Source organism: Kitasatospora sp. NPDC034533 (assembly GCF_055575155.1).
In genome coordinates, this window is record NZ_JBVITE010000100.1 from 1 (window position 1) to 16,246 (window position 16,246).

At 75.7% G+C, this 16,246-nt stretch carries 14 protein-coding genes and 1 pseudogene; 12 read left to right on the forward strand and 3 right to left on the reverse strand.

Going from position 1 to position 16,246, the window contains the following annotated elements; genetic code table 11:
- Window positions 1–138: 138 nt before the first annotated feature.
- Window positions 139–329, forward strand: a pseudogene (locus ACZ55U_RS36910) (IS110 family transposase); the annotation flags it as partial.
- Between the two features lie 572 nt (window positions 330–901).
- Here the strand turns inward: ACZ55U_RS36910 and ACZ55U_RS36915 are convergent.
- From ACZ55U_RS36915 to ACZ55U_RS36925, 3 genes are all read right to left on the reverse strand, one after another.
- Entirely contained in the window at window positions 902–1,873 is a 972-nt protein-coding gene (locus ACZ55U_RS36915) for a phosphotransferase family protein (RefSeq protein WP_465533623.1), read from the reverse strand.
- A gap of 1,157 nt (window positions 1,874–3,030) precedes the next feature.
- Window positions 3,031–3,330, reverse strand: a complete 300-nt coding sequence (locus ACZ55U_RS36920) for an ArsR/SmtB family transcription factor (protein ID WP_465533625.1) — start codon at window positions 3,328–3,330, stop codon at window positions 3,031–3,033.
- 1,099 nt (window positions 3,331–4,429) lie between these two features.
- Complete coding sequence (locus tag ACZ55U_RS36925) at window positions 4,430–5,302, reverse strand: AfsR/SARP family transcriptional regulator (protein ID WP_465533627.1); 873 nt, start codon at window positions 5,300–5,302, stop codon at window positions 4,430–4,432.
- 641 nt (window positions 5,303–5,943) lie between these two features.
- On the opposite strand from ACZ55U_RS36925, the gene ACZ55U_RS36930 reads away from it, so the two are divergent.
- The 11 genes from ACZ55U_RS36930 to ACZ55U_RS36980 all read left to right on the forward strand — a co-directional run bounded on the left by ACZ55U_RS36930 (window position 5,944) and on the right by ACZ55U_RS36980 (window position 16,159).
- Window positions 5,944–7,155, forward strand: coding sequence for an aminotransferase class I/II-fold pyridoxal phosphate-dependent enzyme (locus ACZ55U_RS36930; RefSeq protein WP_465533629.1), 1,212 nt, complete (start codon window positions 5,944–5,946; stop codon window positions 7,153–7,155).
- Window positions 7,156–7,209: 54 nt separating this feature from the next.
- Window positions 7,210–8,445 (forward strand): beta-ketoacyl-[acyl-carrier-protein] synthase family protein, encoded by a 1,236-nt coding sequence (locus ACZ55U_RS36935; protein WP_465533631.1) that lies wholly within the window; start codon window positions 7,210–7,212, stop codon window positions 8,443–8,445.
- Window positions 8,442–9,287: a MaoC family dehydratase gene (locus ACZ55U_RS36940; RefSeq protein ID WP_465533633.1), complete on the forward strand. Its 846-nt coding sequence runs from the start codon at window positions 8,442–8,444 to the stop codon at window positions 9,285–9,287. Before ACZ55U_RS36935 ends, ACZ55U_RS36940 begins: the two co-directional genes overlap by 4 nt.
- A gap of 5 nt (window positions 9,288–9,292) precedes the next feature.
- Entirely contained in the window at window positions 9,293–10,804 is a 1,512-nt protein-coding gene (locus ACZ55U_RS36945) for an AMP-binding protein (protein WP_465533635.1), read from the forward strand.
- Between the two features lie 115 nt (window positions 10,805–10,919).
- Window positions 10,920–11,192, forward strand: a complete 273-nt coding sequence (locus tag ACZ55U_RS36950; RefSeq protein ID WP_465533637.1) for an acyl carrier protein — start codon at window positions 10,920–10,922, stop codon at window positions 11,190–11,192.
- 5 nt (window positions 11,193–11,197) lie between these two features.
- Window positions 11,198–12,223: a hypothetical protein gene (locus tag ACZ55U_RS36955; RefSeq protein ID WP_465533639.1), complete on the forward strand. Its 1,026-nt coding sequence runs from the start codon at window positions 11,198–11,200 to the stop codon at window positions 12,221–12,223.
- Window positions 12,216–13,103: a tryptophan synthase subunit alpha gene (gene trpA / locus ACZ55U_RS36960; RefSeq protein ID WP_465533641.1), complete on the forward strand. Its 888-nt coding sequence runs from the start codon at window positions 12,216–12,218 to the stop codon at window positions 13,101–13,103. Before ACZ55U_RS36955 ends, trpA begins: the two co-directional genes overlap by 8 nt.
- A complete protein-coding gene (locus tag ACZ55U_RS36965; protein ID WP_465533643.1) occupies window positions 13,097–13,471 on the forward strand; it encodes an ectoine synthase in 375 nt (124 codons plus the stop codon). The genes trpA and ACZ55U_RS36965 overlap by 7 nt, the downstream gene beginning before the upstream one ends.
- 131 nt (window positions 13,472–13,602) lie before the next feature.
- Window positions 13,603–14,748 (forward strand): acyl-CoA dehydrogenase family protein, encoded by a 1,146-nt coding sequence (locus ACZ55U_RS36970; RefSeq protein ID WP_465533645.1) that lies wholly within the window; start codon window positions 13,603–13,605, stop codon window positions 14,746–14,748.
- Window positions 14,745–15,461 (forward strand): phosphoribosylanthranilate isomerase, encoded by a 717-nt coding sequence (locus tag ACZ55U_RS36975; protein ID WP_465533647.1) that lies wholly within the window; start codon window positions 14,745–14,747, stop codon window positions 15,459–15,461. The genes ACZ55U_RS36970 and ACZ55U_RS36975 overlap by 4 nt, the downstream gene beginning before the upstream one ends.
- A complete protein-coding gene (locus ACZ55U_RS36980) occupies window positions 15,458–16,159 on the forward strand; it encodes a beta/alpha barrel domain-containing protein (protein WP_465533649.1) in 702 nt (233 codons plus the stop codon). The genes ACZ55U_RS36975 and ACZ55U_RS36980 overlap by 4 nt, the downstream gene beginning before the upstream one ends.
- Window positions 16,160–16,246: the final 87 nt, after the last annotated feature.

Consider the following 16,246-nt stretch of genomic DNA (forward strand, 5'->3'; position numbering starts at 1 on the left):
GCCGACCAGGCGACGGCCGAACCAGTGGCTGTCGAACCGCCCACACCCGTCCTGACCAGGTAATCAGCACCTCCCGCGCAGCGGGGGAAGCTCAATTGAACCGATCAAACCGGCCCGATTTCAGCCGTTGCCGACACCATGTTCCTCTCCGCGTTCGCGGCCCTCCACGACCCCGACTCCCGGGCCTACTACGACCGGCAACGCGACCGCGGCAAGACCCACACCCAGGCCCTCCTCCGCCTCGCCCGCCAACGCATCAGCGTCCTTTCGCCATGCTCCGAGACGGCACCCTCTACGAAACCCGCACCCCCGAAACCGTGCCAGCATGACCCGCGCAGCCTTGACGAAGGACATAGAGGCACCCCCCTGGGGGCGCCGGGGACACCCTGCCGCGACACGGCCCGTACCCCGCCGTTGTCCGCGCAGCCGTCATGGCCCGGGGGAGGGAAGGGGGAGCGGGCGGCGCCCGCCGCGTCGAAGGACCGCCGCTCCTCTTTTCAGGGCGAGGGGCGGCCGGAAGAGTCCAGCCGCCCGCGCCTCACCTGTACGGCCGGCCGGGATGGAACAGGGCGCCGCAGAAGCCGGTGGCGGGCAGGGGGCGAGGTCCCCGGGCCGGGCCGCCCTCGCCGAACCGGCGGCGGGGCCGGGCCTTCCTCGGGCTCCCGGTGGTACCCCTCCCCGCGGGCGGCGCGAGGCGCAACGGGCCCGGAGCACGGTGGCGGGGTCCTGCCGGGCGCCGCCGGCCCGGATCGGTCGCGGTCCCGCTCTCCTCCCGCGGCACGGCGACGGGCCGGCCCCGCGCGTCGAGGACCCGGAACCCGGCCGACGGCACCCCGGCCCTCGACGCGAAGCCCTCGTCCGGGGGAGTCCGCCCCGCCCGGGCGGCGCCGGGCCCCGGCGCTCAGGCGTAGTGGTCGAACAGGCCCTGGAGGTAGTCCTCCAGACGCCCCGTCAGCACGGCGGGCGTCAGGTCGGTGCGGCCCAGCTCCCGCCACGGCTCGGCGACCTTCCGGGCGTCGGGCGCGAACGCCAGGGCGTCCAGCAGCCGCCAGTACAAGTGGGCCCGCCCCGGCGCGAGTTCGCGTCCGCCCGCCGCCGTGTAGTGCCCGGCGAAGGCCAGGCCCGCCTCGGGACCGTGCAGCAGCGCCAGCGCGGTGGAGCAGTGGGCGACGTCCAGGTCCGCCGGGCCCCAGGACGTCTCCACCCAGTCGACCACCCCCGACACCACCGACCGCCCGCCCTCGCCGGTGAACAGCACGTTGCCCGGATGGAAGTCGCGGTGCAGGAAACACGACTCGTGCGCGGGCACCTCACCGCCGATCACGTCGACCGCCCGCTCCCACAGCCCGCCGCGCCCGGTCCCCCCGGGCACGGCCACCCGCCCGGGCGCCGTCCACGCCTGCCACGCACGCGGCCTGTGGGCCCCGCCGGCGTCCACGGCGTGCACGGCGGCCAGCTGCGCGGCCAGCAGGCGCGAGCGCAGCGGAGCGTGGCCGTCCTCGGCCACCCGCACCCCGCCGGGCAGCAGTGTCATCAGCAGCGACGGATGCTCGCACACCGCCCCCGCCGCATCCACCCCCACCAGGCGCGCCGCCGCGATGCCCCCGGGCTCCAGCAGGCGCAGCACCGCCGCCTCCCGCGCCAGCAGTCCCGGCGCGTGGCGGCGGTAGAACGGCTGGACGAACGAGCGCAGCACCAGCGCGTACCCGCCCGCCCCGCCGCCGGCGCCCTCGATGTCCAGGCGGCGCATCCGCGAGGTCCAGCCGCCCTTCAGCACGCTCACCCGCGCGATGCGCTCACCGGGCGCGAGGTGCCCCTGAACCCAGCGGCGCGTACGCTCCCAGCCCGGCCCCCACGGCCCACCGTCGATCATGGCCGCCCAGCCTACGCCCCACCCCCGGGCCCGCCCCGCACAGCCCCGCCCGCCCCCCCTGGGCAAGCCCGGGAAACAGTTAACTGACAGACCATCAACTCACCTTGGGATAAGGGGAAAGCCCCCTTGCTTTGCGGCCGGGACCGAGGCTGGCGGGCGCGTCCTGGGGGCGGCCGAGGGCGCCGGGCCGCCGTGCCGCGCATCCCGGGGAGAGTGTGCCGCCATGCCCGGGGCCGTCGTCTCCGAGACCCCAGGGGGACCGGAGGTCCTGACCGCCACCGAACGCCCCCTTGCCCCAGCCCGGGCCCGGCGAACCGCGCCAGAGCGTGGCCGCGACCCGGCCTCGACCGCGCCGAGGCCCTCCGACACACCGGCACCCGACCGCAGGAGCCGGACCCCCACCCTCGGTCCACGAGGCCCCGGGCACCGTCGAAGCCGCCGGCGAAGGCGTCACCGGCATCGCCGCCGACCGCCTCGTCGACACCGCGCCCGCCTTCTCCCGGAACGGCGACCGCGTCCACGCCGCCCCACGCCCTGGTGCCCGCTGCGCGCCCCACCCCGCCGGTCTCACGCCCGCCCAGGGCGCGGCCGGGGGGATGCCCTGTCCCCACCCCCTACGGCGCCTTCGCCGAGGGCGGCCGCCCGCGCCCCGGCGGCCACGTCCTGATCACCGCCGCCGCGGCGTGGACCGGGCCGCGATCCGCACCGCCCCCTGCCCGGTCGCCCACCCCGCCACCACCGCACCCGCACCCGCACCCGCGCCGAAGCCGGCGCCGGCCGGGCGAAGCCGGCGACCGCGACGTCACCACCACCGGCGAGGACGAGCCGCCCTCCCCGGCGTCCTCGCCCTCGCCCCCGGGCGGGTGCCCGCTCGTCCACGGACGCCCGGACCCGCGCGAGACCCCGCCGCCCGGCCAGGACACCCCCGCACCCGTCACCAGCCGCTCCGCCGGCCCGCGCGAGGCCGCCCGCGACGGCGAACACCCGCGCCACGCGCACGCGTTCGTCACCACGGGCCCGCCCGGCGGATCCCCCGCCCCCGTCGCCGACCGCGCCGTCGAGGGCCCCGACACCACCGCCGAGGCCCACCACTACCCGCGCGCCGGCACCCGGACCGGCGAGAGCGCCCCGACCGCCGGCGGCTCAGCGGGCCTCCCTCACACCCCCCGGGCCTGCCCGGCCTCCGCGTCCGCGGCGGCCACCACCGCCGCCAGCAGACCCGGGAAACGCCGCTCCAGCTCCTCGCTGCGCAGCGCGTTCATCTTGGTGGTGCCCACGTAGTACTGGCGCAGCACCCCCGCCTCGCGCAGCACGCTGAAGTGGTGGCTGGAGGTCGAACGCCCCACCGGCAGCTCGAAGGAACCGCAGCTGAGATCCGCCCCGGAGTGCGCGAGCGTGCGCACCACCGTCCGGCGGGCCGGATCAGCGAGCGCCTCCAGCACCTTCTGGACGCTCACGTCCTCCACACCAGGGTGCACGATCACCCGCGCCGCCACGCGTGCCCGTCCCACACCCACCACCCCTTCCCAACACTCGGCCCCCGTCCGTCAGATGGTCAAAAACCGCGCGTCACGCGCGACTTCACGTGCACGACGCTACTACGACCGGCCTGCCCGCAACGCCCACCGCAACACCCGCGCAACACCGCTCCACGCCGCAGGCCGGGACCCGGGACAGGGCGGGGGCCGGGTACGGCGAGGGCAAGGGGCCTGCGCGCGGCGGCTGCTGCTGCGGCCGGGCGGCAGGGGTGAGACAGGCGGGCGGGAACCGCCGCGCGCCGGGCGCGGACGGGAGCCCGTGGCCCGGGGCGCCGGCGGGGGAGGCTGGGGGCGTGCGGACGGGCCTGTGTGCGGTGGCGAGGGAGGGGGCCGTCGTACGGCCGGGGGCGGCGGGGGTGAGGCAGGCGGGGCGGGAGCCCGCCGTACGCCGCACGCTGCACGCCGCACGGGGCCGGGGACAGGGCGCCGCAGCGCCCCGGAGAGCGGACGGGGAGGCCGGTGGCGCGCGTGGGCTGGAGCCTGCGCGCGGCGGCTGCTGCGCGTGGCGGCGCTGCTGCGGCCTGCGGTGGGGTGAGGCAGGCGGGGCGGGAACCGCCGCACTCCGCACAGGGCCGGGGACCGCAGGCCGGGGCCCGGAGCGCGGCCGGGGAAGGCCGATGACGCGCGTGGGCGGCGACCCGGGGCACGGTGGGGAAGCCGGTGACGCGCGGGTGGGGGAGGGGCGCTGCCGCGCGGCCGGGGGCGGCGGGGGTGAGGCAGGTGGGGCGGGAGCCCGCCGCCCGCCGCACGGTGCACGGGGCGGGCGCCGCGGCCCGGGGAGTCCGGGGCAGGCCGCAGGAAAGCCGCGGCGCGCGGACGGGGCCGGGCACCACCGGCAAGCGGCCCCCCGGGACAGGCCGGAGGAGACGGAACAGACGGACGGGCCGGCGCGCGGCGGGGCGGACGCCGCCCGCGGCACGGACCCCTCGACCGCGCACGGGAAACCGCCGCCCGCCGCCCGCCGCACCCCCGCCCCCCGCCACCGGCGGGGACAAGGCCCCCCGGCCCCCCGGGCCCGTCAGGCCGCGCGCACCGGCGCCGGCACCGCACGCGCCAGCCGCGCCGGCGCCAACGGCTCGAAGATGCCCATCAGCACCGGATCCACCGCCCGCACCGCCGACGGCGCCGGCACCGACGGCGCCCGCGTACGCAGCAGCGCCAGATACAACTCCTGCGTCTCGGCCGCCGGATCGATCCCCAGCTCCCGCGCCAGCACCTGCCGCAACTGCTGGTAACAGCGCAGCGCCTCCGCCCGGTTCCCCGACGCCGCCAGCGCCTCCATCCGGCACCGGTAGGCACTCTCCCGAAACGGCGCCCGCCGCACCGCCTCGTCCGCCCACCGCAGCGCGTGGTGCTCCTCCCCGAGCGCGGAAGCCGCCAGACTCGCCGTCTCCAGCGCGCTGATGCGCAACTCCTCCACGTGCTCGCGCACCCCCTGCGCCCACTCGCCCTCGTGATCGGGCAAGAACGCCCCGCGCAGGTTCGCCAGCGCCCCCGCGGCCAGCTGCTGCGCCACCGCGTGACCGCCCCCCGCCAGCGCCTCCCCGGCCTCGCCGACCGCCGAGGCCGCCGCCTCCAGGTCCACCGCCGCGTCCGCGGGAAGACGCAGCACGTACCGCCCGCCCTGGGCGATCAGCGGCGTCGCCCCCGGACCCTGCCCCGGAGCGGTGACGAACGCCCGCACCCGCGACACCACGCTGCGCAGCGCCGACGCCCACGTGTCGGGCAGCCCGTCGGGCCAGATGGTGTCGGCCAGCTGGTCGCGGCTGGTGCCGCCGGAGCGCTCCAGCACCAGGCGGGCGAACGCCACCTGGGCCTGGGCGCTGGACAGGTGCCGCGGGGCGCCGTCCTCGTGCTCGACCGCCACCAGGCCGGTGAGGCGGATCAGCATGCGCGCGCCCCCGATCTCTCCGACGGGCCGTCTTCCCTGAACCCCTGCAACACGAGCTCCAACCCCCTCGAACCAAAGCGGAAATCGACGGCCCGTACCGGAGGGCCGGCGTGGGAAACCGTGGATCGGAACACACATCAACCGCCGGCCAGCCATCCGGTTTTCGGCGGATTTCGACCATACATTCGCCGTATCGCGCGGTGTCAACACCGGTAGCGGAAACATTCCCACCGGCCCGCCGATGCGTCGTGGGCGCAAGGTTTCCGCACGTCAGAGCGTTACCGCAGGCCAGGAAACCGGCTATTGCGGACGCCTTGCGCATCCTGGCGTAGAAATGTAGCCATCCTTGAGCACCCCGCGTGAAGGCTTCGAGAAAACCGGGCCCCGCGAAAGGACACCCCGTCCTTCGAGCCCCCGCGGAACACCCAGCGAAACACCCGCCACACCCCCCGCGCGAAACACCCGCCACACCCCCCGGCCACACCCCGGCGAAAGCCCGCGACCCCGCCGAAAACCGAGAAAGCCCGCGACCGCTCCGCCGGAAACCACCGAAAACCGCGAAAGCCCGCCGAAAACCGCGAAAGCCCGCGAAAGCCCGCGGAAAACCGTGAAAGCCGTGACGCCGTGAAGGAGAAACGCCCGTGAACGCCACCGGAGCATGGCAGCGCCTGGACCCCAAACTGGCCGCGACGAACGCCCGCGTGGCCCACCTGGAGTCCGACCCCTCCCGGCGCAACAGCTTCGTCGCCTACACCATGGAACGCGACAGCGCCTACTGCGACCTCGACGGCGAACGCCTGCTCATGATGTCCGGCTACAGCTACCTCGGCCTCGCCGGCGACGAACGCGTCGTCGCCGCCGCCAAAGCCGCCCTCGACGTCTACGGCACCGGCAACCACGGCGTGCGCGCCCTGGCCGGCACCATCCCCCTGCACGAGGAACTCGAAGCCGAGGTCGCCCGCTTCGCCCACCGCGAACGCGCCCTCGTCTTCGGCTCCGGCTACGCCGCCAACGTCGGCACCGTCGGCGCCCTCGTCGGCCAGGGCGACACCGTCCTGATCGACAAGTACGACCACGCCTCCATCGTCGACGGCTGCCGCCTGTCGGGCGCCACCGTCACCCGCTTCCGCCACAACGACGTCGACCACCTCGAACGCCGCCTCAAAGCCTGCGCCCCCACCGGCGTACGCCTGGTCATCGTCGACAGCGTCTACTCCATGGACGGCGACATCGCCCCCCTGCCCGACCTGCGCGAGGTCTGCGACCGCTACGACGCCCTCCTCATGGTCGACGAAGCCCACGCCCTCGGCGTCATCGGCCCCACCGGCGGCGGCATCGAGGAACACTTCGGCCACCGGGTACGCGTCGACGTCAAACTCGGCACCCTCTCCAAGGCCATCCCCTCCATGGGCGGCTGGGTCGCCGGCAGCCACGACCTCATCGGCCACCTGCGCTACGCCGCCCGCCCCTTCCTCTTCTCCGCCGCCCTCGGCCCCGCCCAGACCGGCGCCGCCCTGGAATCCCTGCGCATCCTGCGCCGCGAACCCGAACGCGTCACCCACACCCAGACCCAGGCCCACCGCCTGCGCAGCCGCCTCAACGACGCCGGCATCTCCACCATGGACTCCGCCACCGCCGTCCTGCCCGTCATCGCCGGCAGCGACGACGCCGCCTACGACTACGCCACCGCCTGCCGCAAAGCCGGCGTCATCGGCCTGCCCGTCGTCACCCCCGCCGTCCCCAACGACCTCGCCCGGCTGCGCATCGCCGTCACCGCCCGCCACACCGCCGCCGACATCGACTTCGCCGCCGAGGCGTTCCTGACCGCCGCCACCCAGACCGGCCTGATCTGACCCACCCCCACACGACCGGGCCGCCCGCACGCCACACGCACAGGAGACGAAGCCATGGCCCCCCAGCACCGGCCGCCGATCGCCGTCACCGGCCTCGGCGTCATCAGCCCCGCCGGCCACACCGCCGAGGACCTGTGGCACACCGTCGCCGCCGCCCGCCCCACCGCCACCACCCTCGACGACCCCGCCCTCACCCGCCACCGGGTACGCCTGGGCTGCCGCGTCACCAACCCGCCCCACAACCCCCTCCTGCCCGCCAAGGACGCCCGCCGCCTGGACCCCTTCGCCCGCTACGCCACCCTCGCCGCCCTCGCCGCCCACACCGACGCCGGCCACCCCCACCCCGAGCCCGGACGCAGCGCCATCGTCGTGGGCACCGCCGTGGGCGGACGCACCACCAGCGACCGCGAATCCGCGCTGTACACCGAACACGGACCCCTCAGGGTCTCCCCCCTGATGCCGCTGCTCACCATGCCCAACGCGGCCGCCGCCCAGATCGCCATGCGCCTGGGCTGGAGCGGCCCGGCGCTGACCATCGCCACCACCTGCGCCTCGGGCGCCGACGCGATCGGCCACGGCGCCCTGCTCCTGGCGAGCGGACGCGCCGACGTGGTGATCGCCGGCGGCTGCGAGGCCACCCTCACCCCCGTCACCCTCGCCGCCTTCGGCAACCTCGGCGCCCACTCCCTGCGCAACGACGAACCCCACCGCGCCTCCCGGCCCTTCGACACCGACCGCGACGGCTTCGTGATGGGGGAGGGGGCCGGCTTCCTCGTCCTGGAACGCCTCGCCGACGCCACCGCCCGCGCCCGCACCCCCTACGCGCTGCTCGCCGGGTACGGCGCGAGCGCGGACGCCTACCACCTGTCCAACCCGCGCCCCGACGGGGCCGGCGCCGTCGCCGCGATGCGCGCCGCCCTCGCCGACGCCGGCCTCACCCCCGCCGACATCGCCCACGTCAACGCCCACGGCACCTCCACCGTGCACAACGACCGCGCCGAGGCCGCCGCCCTGCGCACCGTCTTCGGCCCCCACGGCGTGCCGGTCACCTCCACCAAGGGCGCCATCGGCCACCTGATCGGCGCCGCCGGGGCCGTCGAACTGATCGCCGCCATCACGGCCATGAACGCCCGTCTCGTCCCTCCCACCGCCAACCACGAGAACACCGAAGAGGGCCTGGACCTCGACGTCGTCCACACCGGCGCGCGCCCGATCCGCCCGGGCGCGGCGCTGTCCAACTCGTTCGGCTTCGGCGGCCACAACACGACCCTGGTGGTGACCCCGCTATGACCACACCCCTCACACCCCTCGCACCCGCACCCCTCGCGCGCACCCGCCTGCACCTGACCGCCGCCGACCTCACGGCCTACCGCACCGCCGCCCGCGCCCACCTGCCCGCCCCCACCCGCCCCGGCGCCAGCCCCGCCCACCCCTTCGCCGCCGCCCACGCCCTCGCCCAGCACACCGTCACCGCCCTCACCGCCCACGACCCCGGCTTCACCGGCGTCATCCACCTCGCCCAGGAGATCCACACCCACACCCCCCTGGCCCCCGGCGACCTCGACGCCGCCGTCGAGATCACCGCCGCCCGCCGCGAGAGCCGCGGCACCCGCCTGGCCCTCACCACCCGCCTCACCCACCCCGCCACCGCCACCCCCGTCGCCGACCTCACCACCACCGCCCTCCTCCTCGGCGCCACCACCACCCACCCCCACGGCACCCCGCCCACCGCCACCCACCCCGGCACCACCCCCGACAGCCAGGCCCGCACCACCACCCACACCCTCACCACCGCCGACACCCACGCCTACGCCCACGCCGCCGGCGACCACAACCCCATCCACCTCGACCCCCACGCCGCCCGCGCGGCCGGCTTCCCCGCCCCCATCGCCCACGGCATGCACCTGCTCGCCCTGGCCGCCGAACACATCACCGACCACCACGCCGACGCCGACCCCACCCGCCTGACCGCCCTCGGCGCCCGCTTTTGCGCCCCCACCACCCCCGGCACCCGGCTGCGCCTGACCGTCCAGCCCCACGACCGCGGCACGGTGGTGCGCTTCACCATCGCCACCGACGCGGGCACCGCCGTCAAGGCCGGCTGGGCGCGCATCGCCCCGGCGGGACGGTGAACGCGATGACCACCACCCCCGCCCCCGGCCCGCTCCACCCCACCCGCCCGGCACCGCTGACGCTGCCCGACGCGTTCACCGCCCACGCCCGCACCCGCCCCACCGCCCCCGCCCTGCTCTGGCACGACCAGGCCGTCAGCTACGGCGACCTCGCCCGCGCCGCCGACGCCGAACGCCAGCGCCTCACCACCCTGGACCTGGCACCGGGGGAACCGGTGGGCCTGTTCGCCGCCAAGTCACCGGCGGCCATCGCCCTGGTCCTGGCCTGCCTGATGGAACGCCGCCCCTTCCTGCTGCCCTCCCCGCACCTGCCCCCCGCCCTGCTGGCCGCCCTCTACGCCCAGGCCGGCGCCCGCCACCTGCTCGCCCCCGCCGGCCAGGACCTGCCCGCCCTGCCCGCCCCGCCCCACCCCCAGCCCGTGCCCACCCTCGCGGCCGGCACCTCGTTCATGCTCACCACCTCCGGCTCCACCGACCTGCCCAAGATCGTCCCCCTCGCCCAGAGCGCGGTGGACCGCTTCACCGCCTGGGCCCACGACACCTTCGACCTCGGCCCCGCGCGCACCGTCGCCGGCTACGCCCCCCTCAACTTCGACCTCGCCCTCCTGGACGTGTGGGCCACCCTCGCCGCCGGCGGCACCTGCCTGCTCATCGACCCCGCCCACGCGCTCAACGCCCGCCACCTGCTCACCCAGCTCACCCGCCACCGCCCCCACGTCCTGCAGGCCGTCCCCCTCGCCTACGCCCTGCTCCTCCAGGCCGCCGGCCCCGCCGGCGCCGTGCTGGACAGCGTCGAGCACGCCGCGTTCACCGGCGACGCCATCGACGCCCGCACCCTGGCGGCCCTGCCCGCGCTGCTGCCCGGCGCCCGGCTGTACAACATCTACGGCTGCACCGAGACCAACGACAGCTTCCTGCACCGCCTGGACCGCCTGGACGCGGCCGCCGCCCTGCCCGTGCCCATCGGCGAGCCCCTGCCCGGCGTCCGCGTCCTCATCACCGCCCCCGACGGCACCCCCCTCACCGGCCCGGGCCACGGCGAACTGCACGTGTCCACCCCCTTCCAGGCGGCCGGCTACCTCGACCGCTCCCGCGACGCCGGGCGCTTCACCACCCGGCCCCCCGGCGCGGGCGAGGGCCGGCGCTGGTTCCGCACCGGAGACCTCGTCACCCGCGACGAAGCCGGCCGCGTCCACCTCACCGGCCGCGCCGACTTCCAGGTCAAGGTCCGCGGGGTGGCCGTCAACACCGCGGAGGTCGAACGCGTCCTGCTCGCCCACCCCGACGTGCGCGAAGCCGCCGTCGCGGCCACCGCCGACCCGCTGACCGGCAAGCGCCTGCACGCCGCCGTCCACCGCGCCCCCGGCTCCGCCCTCAACACCCTCACCCTGCGCGAGCACCTCGCCCGCAACCTGCCGCGCGCCGCCGTCCCGGAGAAGCTCGCCATCCAGGACACCCCGCTGCCCAGGACCGCCACCGGCAAGGTCGACCGCAGGGCCGCCCTGCCCGCCCCCTGACCCGCACCACCGGCCACCGGCCACCCGGCCGGCCAGCCACCGGCCACCACCCGGCCGCCCGGCCACCCGGCCGCCCGGCCAGTCAACCACCGACCCGCACAAGGGAGTTGCCGCCATGAGCAACATCGACCGGATCAAGCGCTTCCTCATCGAGGAGTTCCTGCCCGACGTCACCCCCGCCCAGCTCGCCGACGACCACGACCTGCTCTCCGACGGCGTCATCGACAGCCTCGGCGTCCTCAAGCTCATCGCCTGGGTCGAGGACCACTTCGCCCTGCCCGTCGACGACACCGACCTCGACCCCAACAACTTCCGCTCCGTCACCGCCATCGACGCCTTCATCACCCAGCGCCGCACCGCGGCCGCCACCACCACGGTGGGCGGCTGACCACCATGCACCCGGCCCCGACCGCACTGCTCGCCGGACGCCCCGTCGACCTGGACGCCTGGCGCTCGTGGTGGGACCAGCTCGAACACCGCACCCTGCGCCCGGCCGACAGCGACCGGGCCCAGGCGGCGGCCCTGCTGGCCTGCCTCACCACCCGCCTGCCCGACCCCGCCACCCTCACCGCCCTGGCCCGCTCCCTCACCGAACGCGCCCCCCACCCCGGCCCCGCCCACCCGGCCAGCGTCAACATCGTCGGCACCGGCGGCGGCCCCGCCACCTTCAACCTCTCCACCGCCGCCGCCCTGACCGCCGCCGCCCTCGGCATCCCCGTCGTCAAGAGCGGCTCACGCGCCTACACCAGCGCCGCCGGCTCCGTCGACCTGCTGGAACGCCTGGGCATCACCCTCACCTCCAGCCACGCCGCCACCGCCGACCACCTCGCCCGCCACCACATCGCCTTCGCCGGCCCCCACGTCTACCCGCCCGCCCTCACCCGCCTGGCCCGCACCCTCTACCCCCTCACCCTCAAACCCTTCGGCGCCTTCCTCAACACCCTCGGCCCGCTGCTGGCCACCGTCCCCGTCACCGCCCAGCTCACCGGCACCACCCCCGCCGCCCTCACCGCCCTGCGCCACCTCGCCCCCCACACCCCGGGACGCGCCGTGTGGCTGGCCCACAACAGCGCCGGCGCCGACGAACTCCTGCCCTTCGCCGACAACACCCTCCACACCCCCCACGGCACGATCCACCTGCCCGCCGGCTCCGTCGCCCCCGCCACCGGCACCCTCGCCGACCTCGCCCCCCACCCCGACGACCTCACCGGCCACTTCCTGGCCGCCCTCGCCGGCCAGGCCTCACCCACCGCCACCCACACCATCGCCCTCAACACCGCCGCCCTCGCCCTCGCCTCGGGCCGCCACACCCACTGGCACACCGCCTACACCCTGGCCCTGGACGCCCTCGCCGACGGCGCCCCCCGCCGCCTGGCCGAACGCCTGCGCACCCGCTCCCGGCAGGTGGCCGGTGTCTGAACGCCTCTTCCCCCCACACACCCTGGGCCTGGCCGTCTTCCTCAACGCCGGCGACCCCGCCGCCCCCCTGACCGACCTCGCCCACATGCTCGACGACCAGGGCGTCGACGTCCTCGAACTGGCCGTCCCCTTCCCCAACTCGCCCACCGACGGCCCCGTCATCCAACGCTCCGCCGCCCGCGCCCTCGCCGCCGGCACCACCCTGGACACCGTCCTCGCCCACCTCGCCGACCTCACCCCCCGCCTGAAACACCTCAAGATCGCGCTGCTGGCCGACTGGAGCCACAGCCTGCGCCACCACGACCCCCACCACGCCGCCCGCGCCGTCGCCGACGCCGGAGCCCGCGCCCTGCTCGTCCACGCCCTGCCCCCACGCCTGCGCGAGCCCTGGCGCCAGGCCCTGCACGACGAAGGCCTCCCACAGGTCACCACCTGCTACCCCGCCTCCACCCCCGCCACCCTCGCCGACGCCGCCCGCCACGCCGCCGGCGCCTACGTCTACCTCGTCGCCCACTACGGCCGCTCCGGCACCGCACCCGCCACCGGCCACCACACCCTGGCCGGCACCGTCGCCACGCTGCGCGCCGCCGCCCCCGCCACCCCCGTGGCCGTCGGCTTCGGCGTCAGGAGCGCCGCCGACCTGGAGGCCGTCGCCGCCACCGGAGCCGACGCCGCGATCATCGGCTCCGCGGCCGTGGCCCGCCTCGAACAGGCCGCCGCCCACCGCCTGGACCCCGTCGCGCAGCTGCGCGCCCACCTCACCGACCTCCGCCCCGCCCGCCCCGCACCCCCGGGCACCGGCGGCGGACGCACCACCCCCCTCAGCACCCCCCGCACCCCCACCGATCCCGCCACCCGAGAGGACCAACCCGCATGCTGATCCGCGACATCGCCGACGTGAAGACCGTCGAGTGGGGCAACGGCCTGTCCCGCCGCTTCCTGGTCGCCAGCGACGGCCTCGGCTACAGCCTCACCGACACCACCGTCAACGCCGGCACCAAGTCCCGCCTGGAGTACCGCAACCACCTGGAGGCCTGCTACTGCATCGCCGGCTCCGGCGAGGTCATCGACATGGACGGCACCTCCCACCCCATCACCCCCGGACGCCTCTACGCCCTCGACCGCCACGACGCCCACTACCTGGTCGCCGGCCCCCACGAGGACCTGCGCCTGGTCTGCGTCTTCTCCCCGGCCCTGCGCGGCGACGAGGTCCACCAGCTCGACGCCCACTCCTCCTCCGCCTACTAGCCCCCCGGGGCCGCCCCCCGGCGCGAGACCCCCCGCGAACCGAACGAACGAGCGCCGGCGCGCACCCGCGCGCCGGCCGGCCACCCCGGGCCCCTCCCACCGGCGGGCCCGGGAGGAAGGCGGCACACCCCATGATCCGCTGGAACGCCGACCAGAAGGCCCTGCGCGAGGCCCTGGCCCGCTTCGGCGACGACCTCAGCGCCGGCCACATCGAAAGCGACGAACAGGGCGCCTTCTCCCACGACAAATGGCGCCTCGTCCAGAAGACCGGCATCCTCTCCCTGCCCTTCGACGAACGCCACGGCGGCCTGGGCCAGTCCCTGCTCACCACCATGTACGTCCTCGAAGGCCTCGGCCACACCTGCCGCGACGGCGGCCTCAACTTCTCCGTCACCACCTCCCTCGCCTCCACCGGCGTCCCCCTCCAGGCCTTCGGCTCACCCGCCCTCAAAGACGCCTACCTGCCCCGCATCGCCTCCGGCGAGGCCATCGGCGCCCACGCCATCACCGAGACCGAGTCCGGCTCCGACGCCATGCGCATGCGCACCCGCGCCGTGCGCGACGGCGGCCACTTCGTCCTCAACGGCGCCAAGACCTTCGTCTCCAACGGCCCCGTCGCCGACGTCATCGTCGTCTACGCCCGCACCCACCCCCAGGGCGGCGCCCTCGGCGTCACCGCCTTCCTCCTCGACGCCGACACCCCCGGCCTGACCCGCGGCAACCCCATCAAGAAGATGGGCCTGCGCACCTCCCCCCTGTGCGAACTCCACCTCGACGACGTGCGCGTGGGCGCCGACCGCGTCCTGGGCCGCGTCGGCGGCGGCTTCCTCGTCCTCGACCACGTCATGAAACGCGAGATCCTCTACTCCTTCATCGTCAACACCGGCGAGATGCAGCACCGCCTCGAACGCTGCCTCGACTACGCCAAGACCCGCATGTCCTTCGGCAAGCCCATCGGCTCCTACCAGTCGGTCGCCAACAAGATCGTCGACACCAAGATCCGCCTGGAAACCGCCCGCAAGTGGCTCTACGACACCGCCCAGCGCCTGGAAGAGGGCGACAACGTCACCGTCGACATGGCCATCGCCAAACTCCTCACCAGCGAATCCAACCTCGCCACCTCGCTCGCCGCCGTCCAGGTCTTCGGCGGCAACGGCTACATGTCCGAATACGGACTGGAGAAGGACGTGCGCAACGCCGTCGCCGGCACCATCTACTCCGGCAGCAACGAGATCCAGTACAACCGCATCGCCTCCATGCTCGGACTGGGCACATGAGCGCCCCCGCCCTCGCGGCCCCCGCCGGGACCGGCCACCTCAAGGTCTGCGGCGCCCGCACCCGCGCCGACCTCACCCTCCTCGCCGACACCGGCCCCACCCTGGTGGGCCTGTGGCACGGCATCCCCGGCGGCCCCGCCGAACTCGAAGCCGGCCCCCTCGCCGACCTCGCCGCCACCGCCATCCGCCTGGGCCTGGAACCCGTCCTCGTCACCTTCCTCGACGACGCCGCCACCATCGCCGCCCTCGCCCGCGCCACCGGCATCCGCTGGATCCAGCTCCACGCCTACCAGAGCCCCGCCCTCGTCGCCGACCTGCGCGAGCGCCTGCCCTACGCCGTCCTCGTCAAAGTCCTCCACCTCTCCCGCGGCCGCTGCCTGGAACGCGCCTTCACCACCGCCTTCGAACGCGCCGGCTGCGACCTGTTCCTCCTGGACACCGTCACCGACGACGGCCGCGTCGGCTCCACCGGCCAGAGCCTCCACCCCGCCCATGTCCACGCCCTGCTGCCCCGCCTCACCATCCCCTTCCTCCTCGCCGGCGGCCTCACCCCCGCCAACCGCGACACCTACCGCACCGTCACCGACCACCCCCTGTACGCCGGCGCCGACATCGACACCGCCGCCCGCGACCGCACCGGACGCCTCACCCGCGAAGCCGTCACCGCCCTCACCCGCGCCTGGCACCCCCGCCTCCAGGAGACCCCCACATGAGCACCCGCTTCCTCGACGCCCTGCTCACCGCCCGGCGCCCCCTGGTCATGGAAGTCAAACTCCGCGACCCCCACGGCGCCGACCTCCTGGGAGACCGCACCGTCACCGACCTCGTCACCCGCTACGAACAGGCCGGCGCCCCCTGCCTGTCCGTCGTCACCGGACGCTGGTTCGGCGGCACCCCCCGCCTGCTGCGCGACGTCACCGCCGCCACCCGCCTGCCCGTCCTCCACAAGGACTTCCTCACCCGCCCCGCCCAACTCGAAGCCTCCCGCGCCCTCGGGGCCTGCGCCGTCCTGCTCACCGCCGGCCTGCTGCCCGCCACCTCCCTGCGCCGCCTGGTCACCTGCGCCCTCGACCTCGGCCTGACCCCCTTCGTCGAGATCACCCACGAACGCGAACTCGACACCCTGCCCCGCATCACCGAATGCGTCGTCGCCGTCAACAACAAGGACATCCGCACCCGCGAACGCGACCGCGGCGACCTCACCCGCAGCCTGCGCCTGCTGCCCGCCCTGCGCCGGGCCGGCTGCCCGGCCCCCGTCTCCGCCTCCGCCATCACCCACCCCCGCGACGGCGCCCGCCTCCTGGACGCCGGCTACGCCGCCCTGCTCGTCGGCACCACCCTGCTGCGCAGCCCCGACCTCGACGCCTGGCTCACCGCCCTCGACGCCGCCCGCACCAAGGCGGCCGCGTGAGTTTCCTGAGTCAACCTCTATGCCGCCGGAGCCGTCTCGGGAGTCGTTTTGATCTTGTTGTTGGTCTGGTGGGTGACGGGGTCGTAG

Coding starts and splice junctions, on each gene's coding strand:
- ACZ55U_RS36915 (WP_465533623.1), bottom strand. CDS start 1,873: ATGATCGACGGTGGGCCGTGGGGGCCGGGCTGGGAGCGTACGCGCCGC.
- ACZ55U_RS36925 (WP_465533627.1), bottom strand. CDS start 5,302: ATGCTGATCCGCCTCACCGGCCTGGTGGCGGTCGAGCACGAGGACGGC.
- ACZ55U_RS36935 (WP_465533631.1), top strand. CDS start 7,210: ATGGCCCCCCAGCACCGGCCGCCGATCGCCGTCACCGGCCTCGGCGTC.
- ACZ55U_RS36940 (WP_465533633.1), top strand. CDS start 8,442: ATGACCACACCCCTCACACCCCTCGCACCCGCACCCCTCGCGCGCACC.
- ACZ55U_RS36945 (WP_465533635.1), top strand. CDS start 9,293: ATGACCACCACCCCCGCCCCCGGCCCGCTCCACCCCACCCGCCCGGCA.
- ACZ55U_RS36950 (WP_465533637.1), top strand. CDS start 10,920: ATGAGCAACATCGACCGGATCAAGCGCTTCCTCATCGAGGAGTTCCTG.
- ACZ55U_RS36955 (WP_465533639.1), top strand. CDS start 11,198: ATGCACCCGGCCCCGACCGCACTGCTCGCCGGACGCCCCGTCGACCTG.
- ACZ55U_RS36965 (WP_465533643.1), top strand. CDS start 13,097: ATGCTGATCCGCGACATCGCCGACGTGAAGACCGTCGAGTGGGGCAAC.
- ACZ55U_RS36970 (WP_465533645.1), top strand. CDS start 13,603: ATGATCCGCTGGAACGCCGACCAGAAGGCCCTGCGCGAGGCCCTGGCC.
- ACZ55U_RS36975 (WP_465533647.1), top strand. CDS start 14,745: ATGAGCGCCCCCGCCCTCGCGGCCCCCGCCGGGACCGGCCACCTCAAG.
- ACZ55U_RS36980 (WP_465533649.1), top strand. CDS start 15,458: ATGAGCACCCGCTTCCTCGACGCCCTGCTCACCGCCCGGCGCCCCCTG.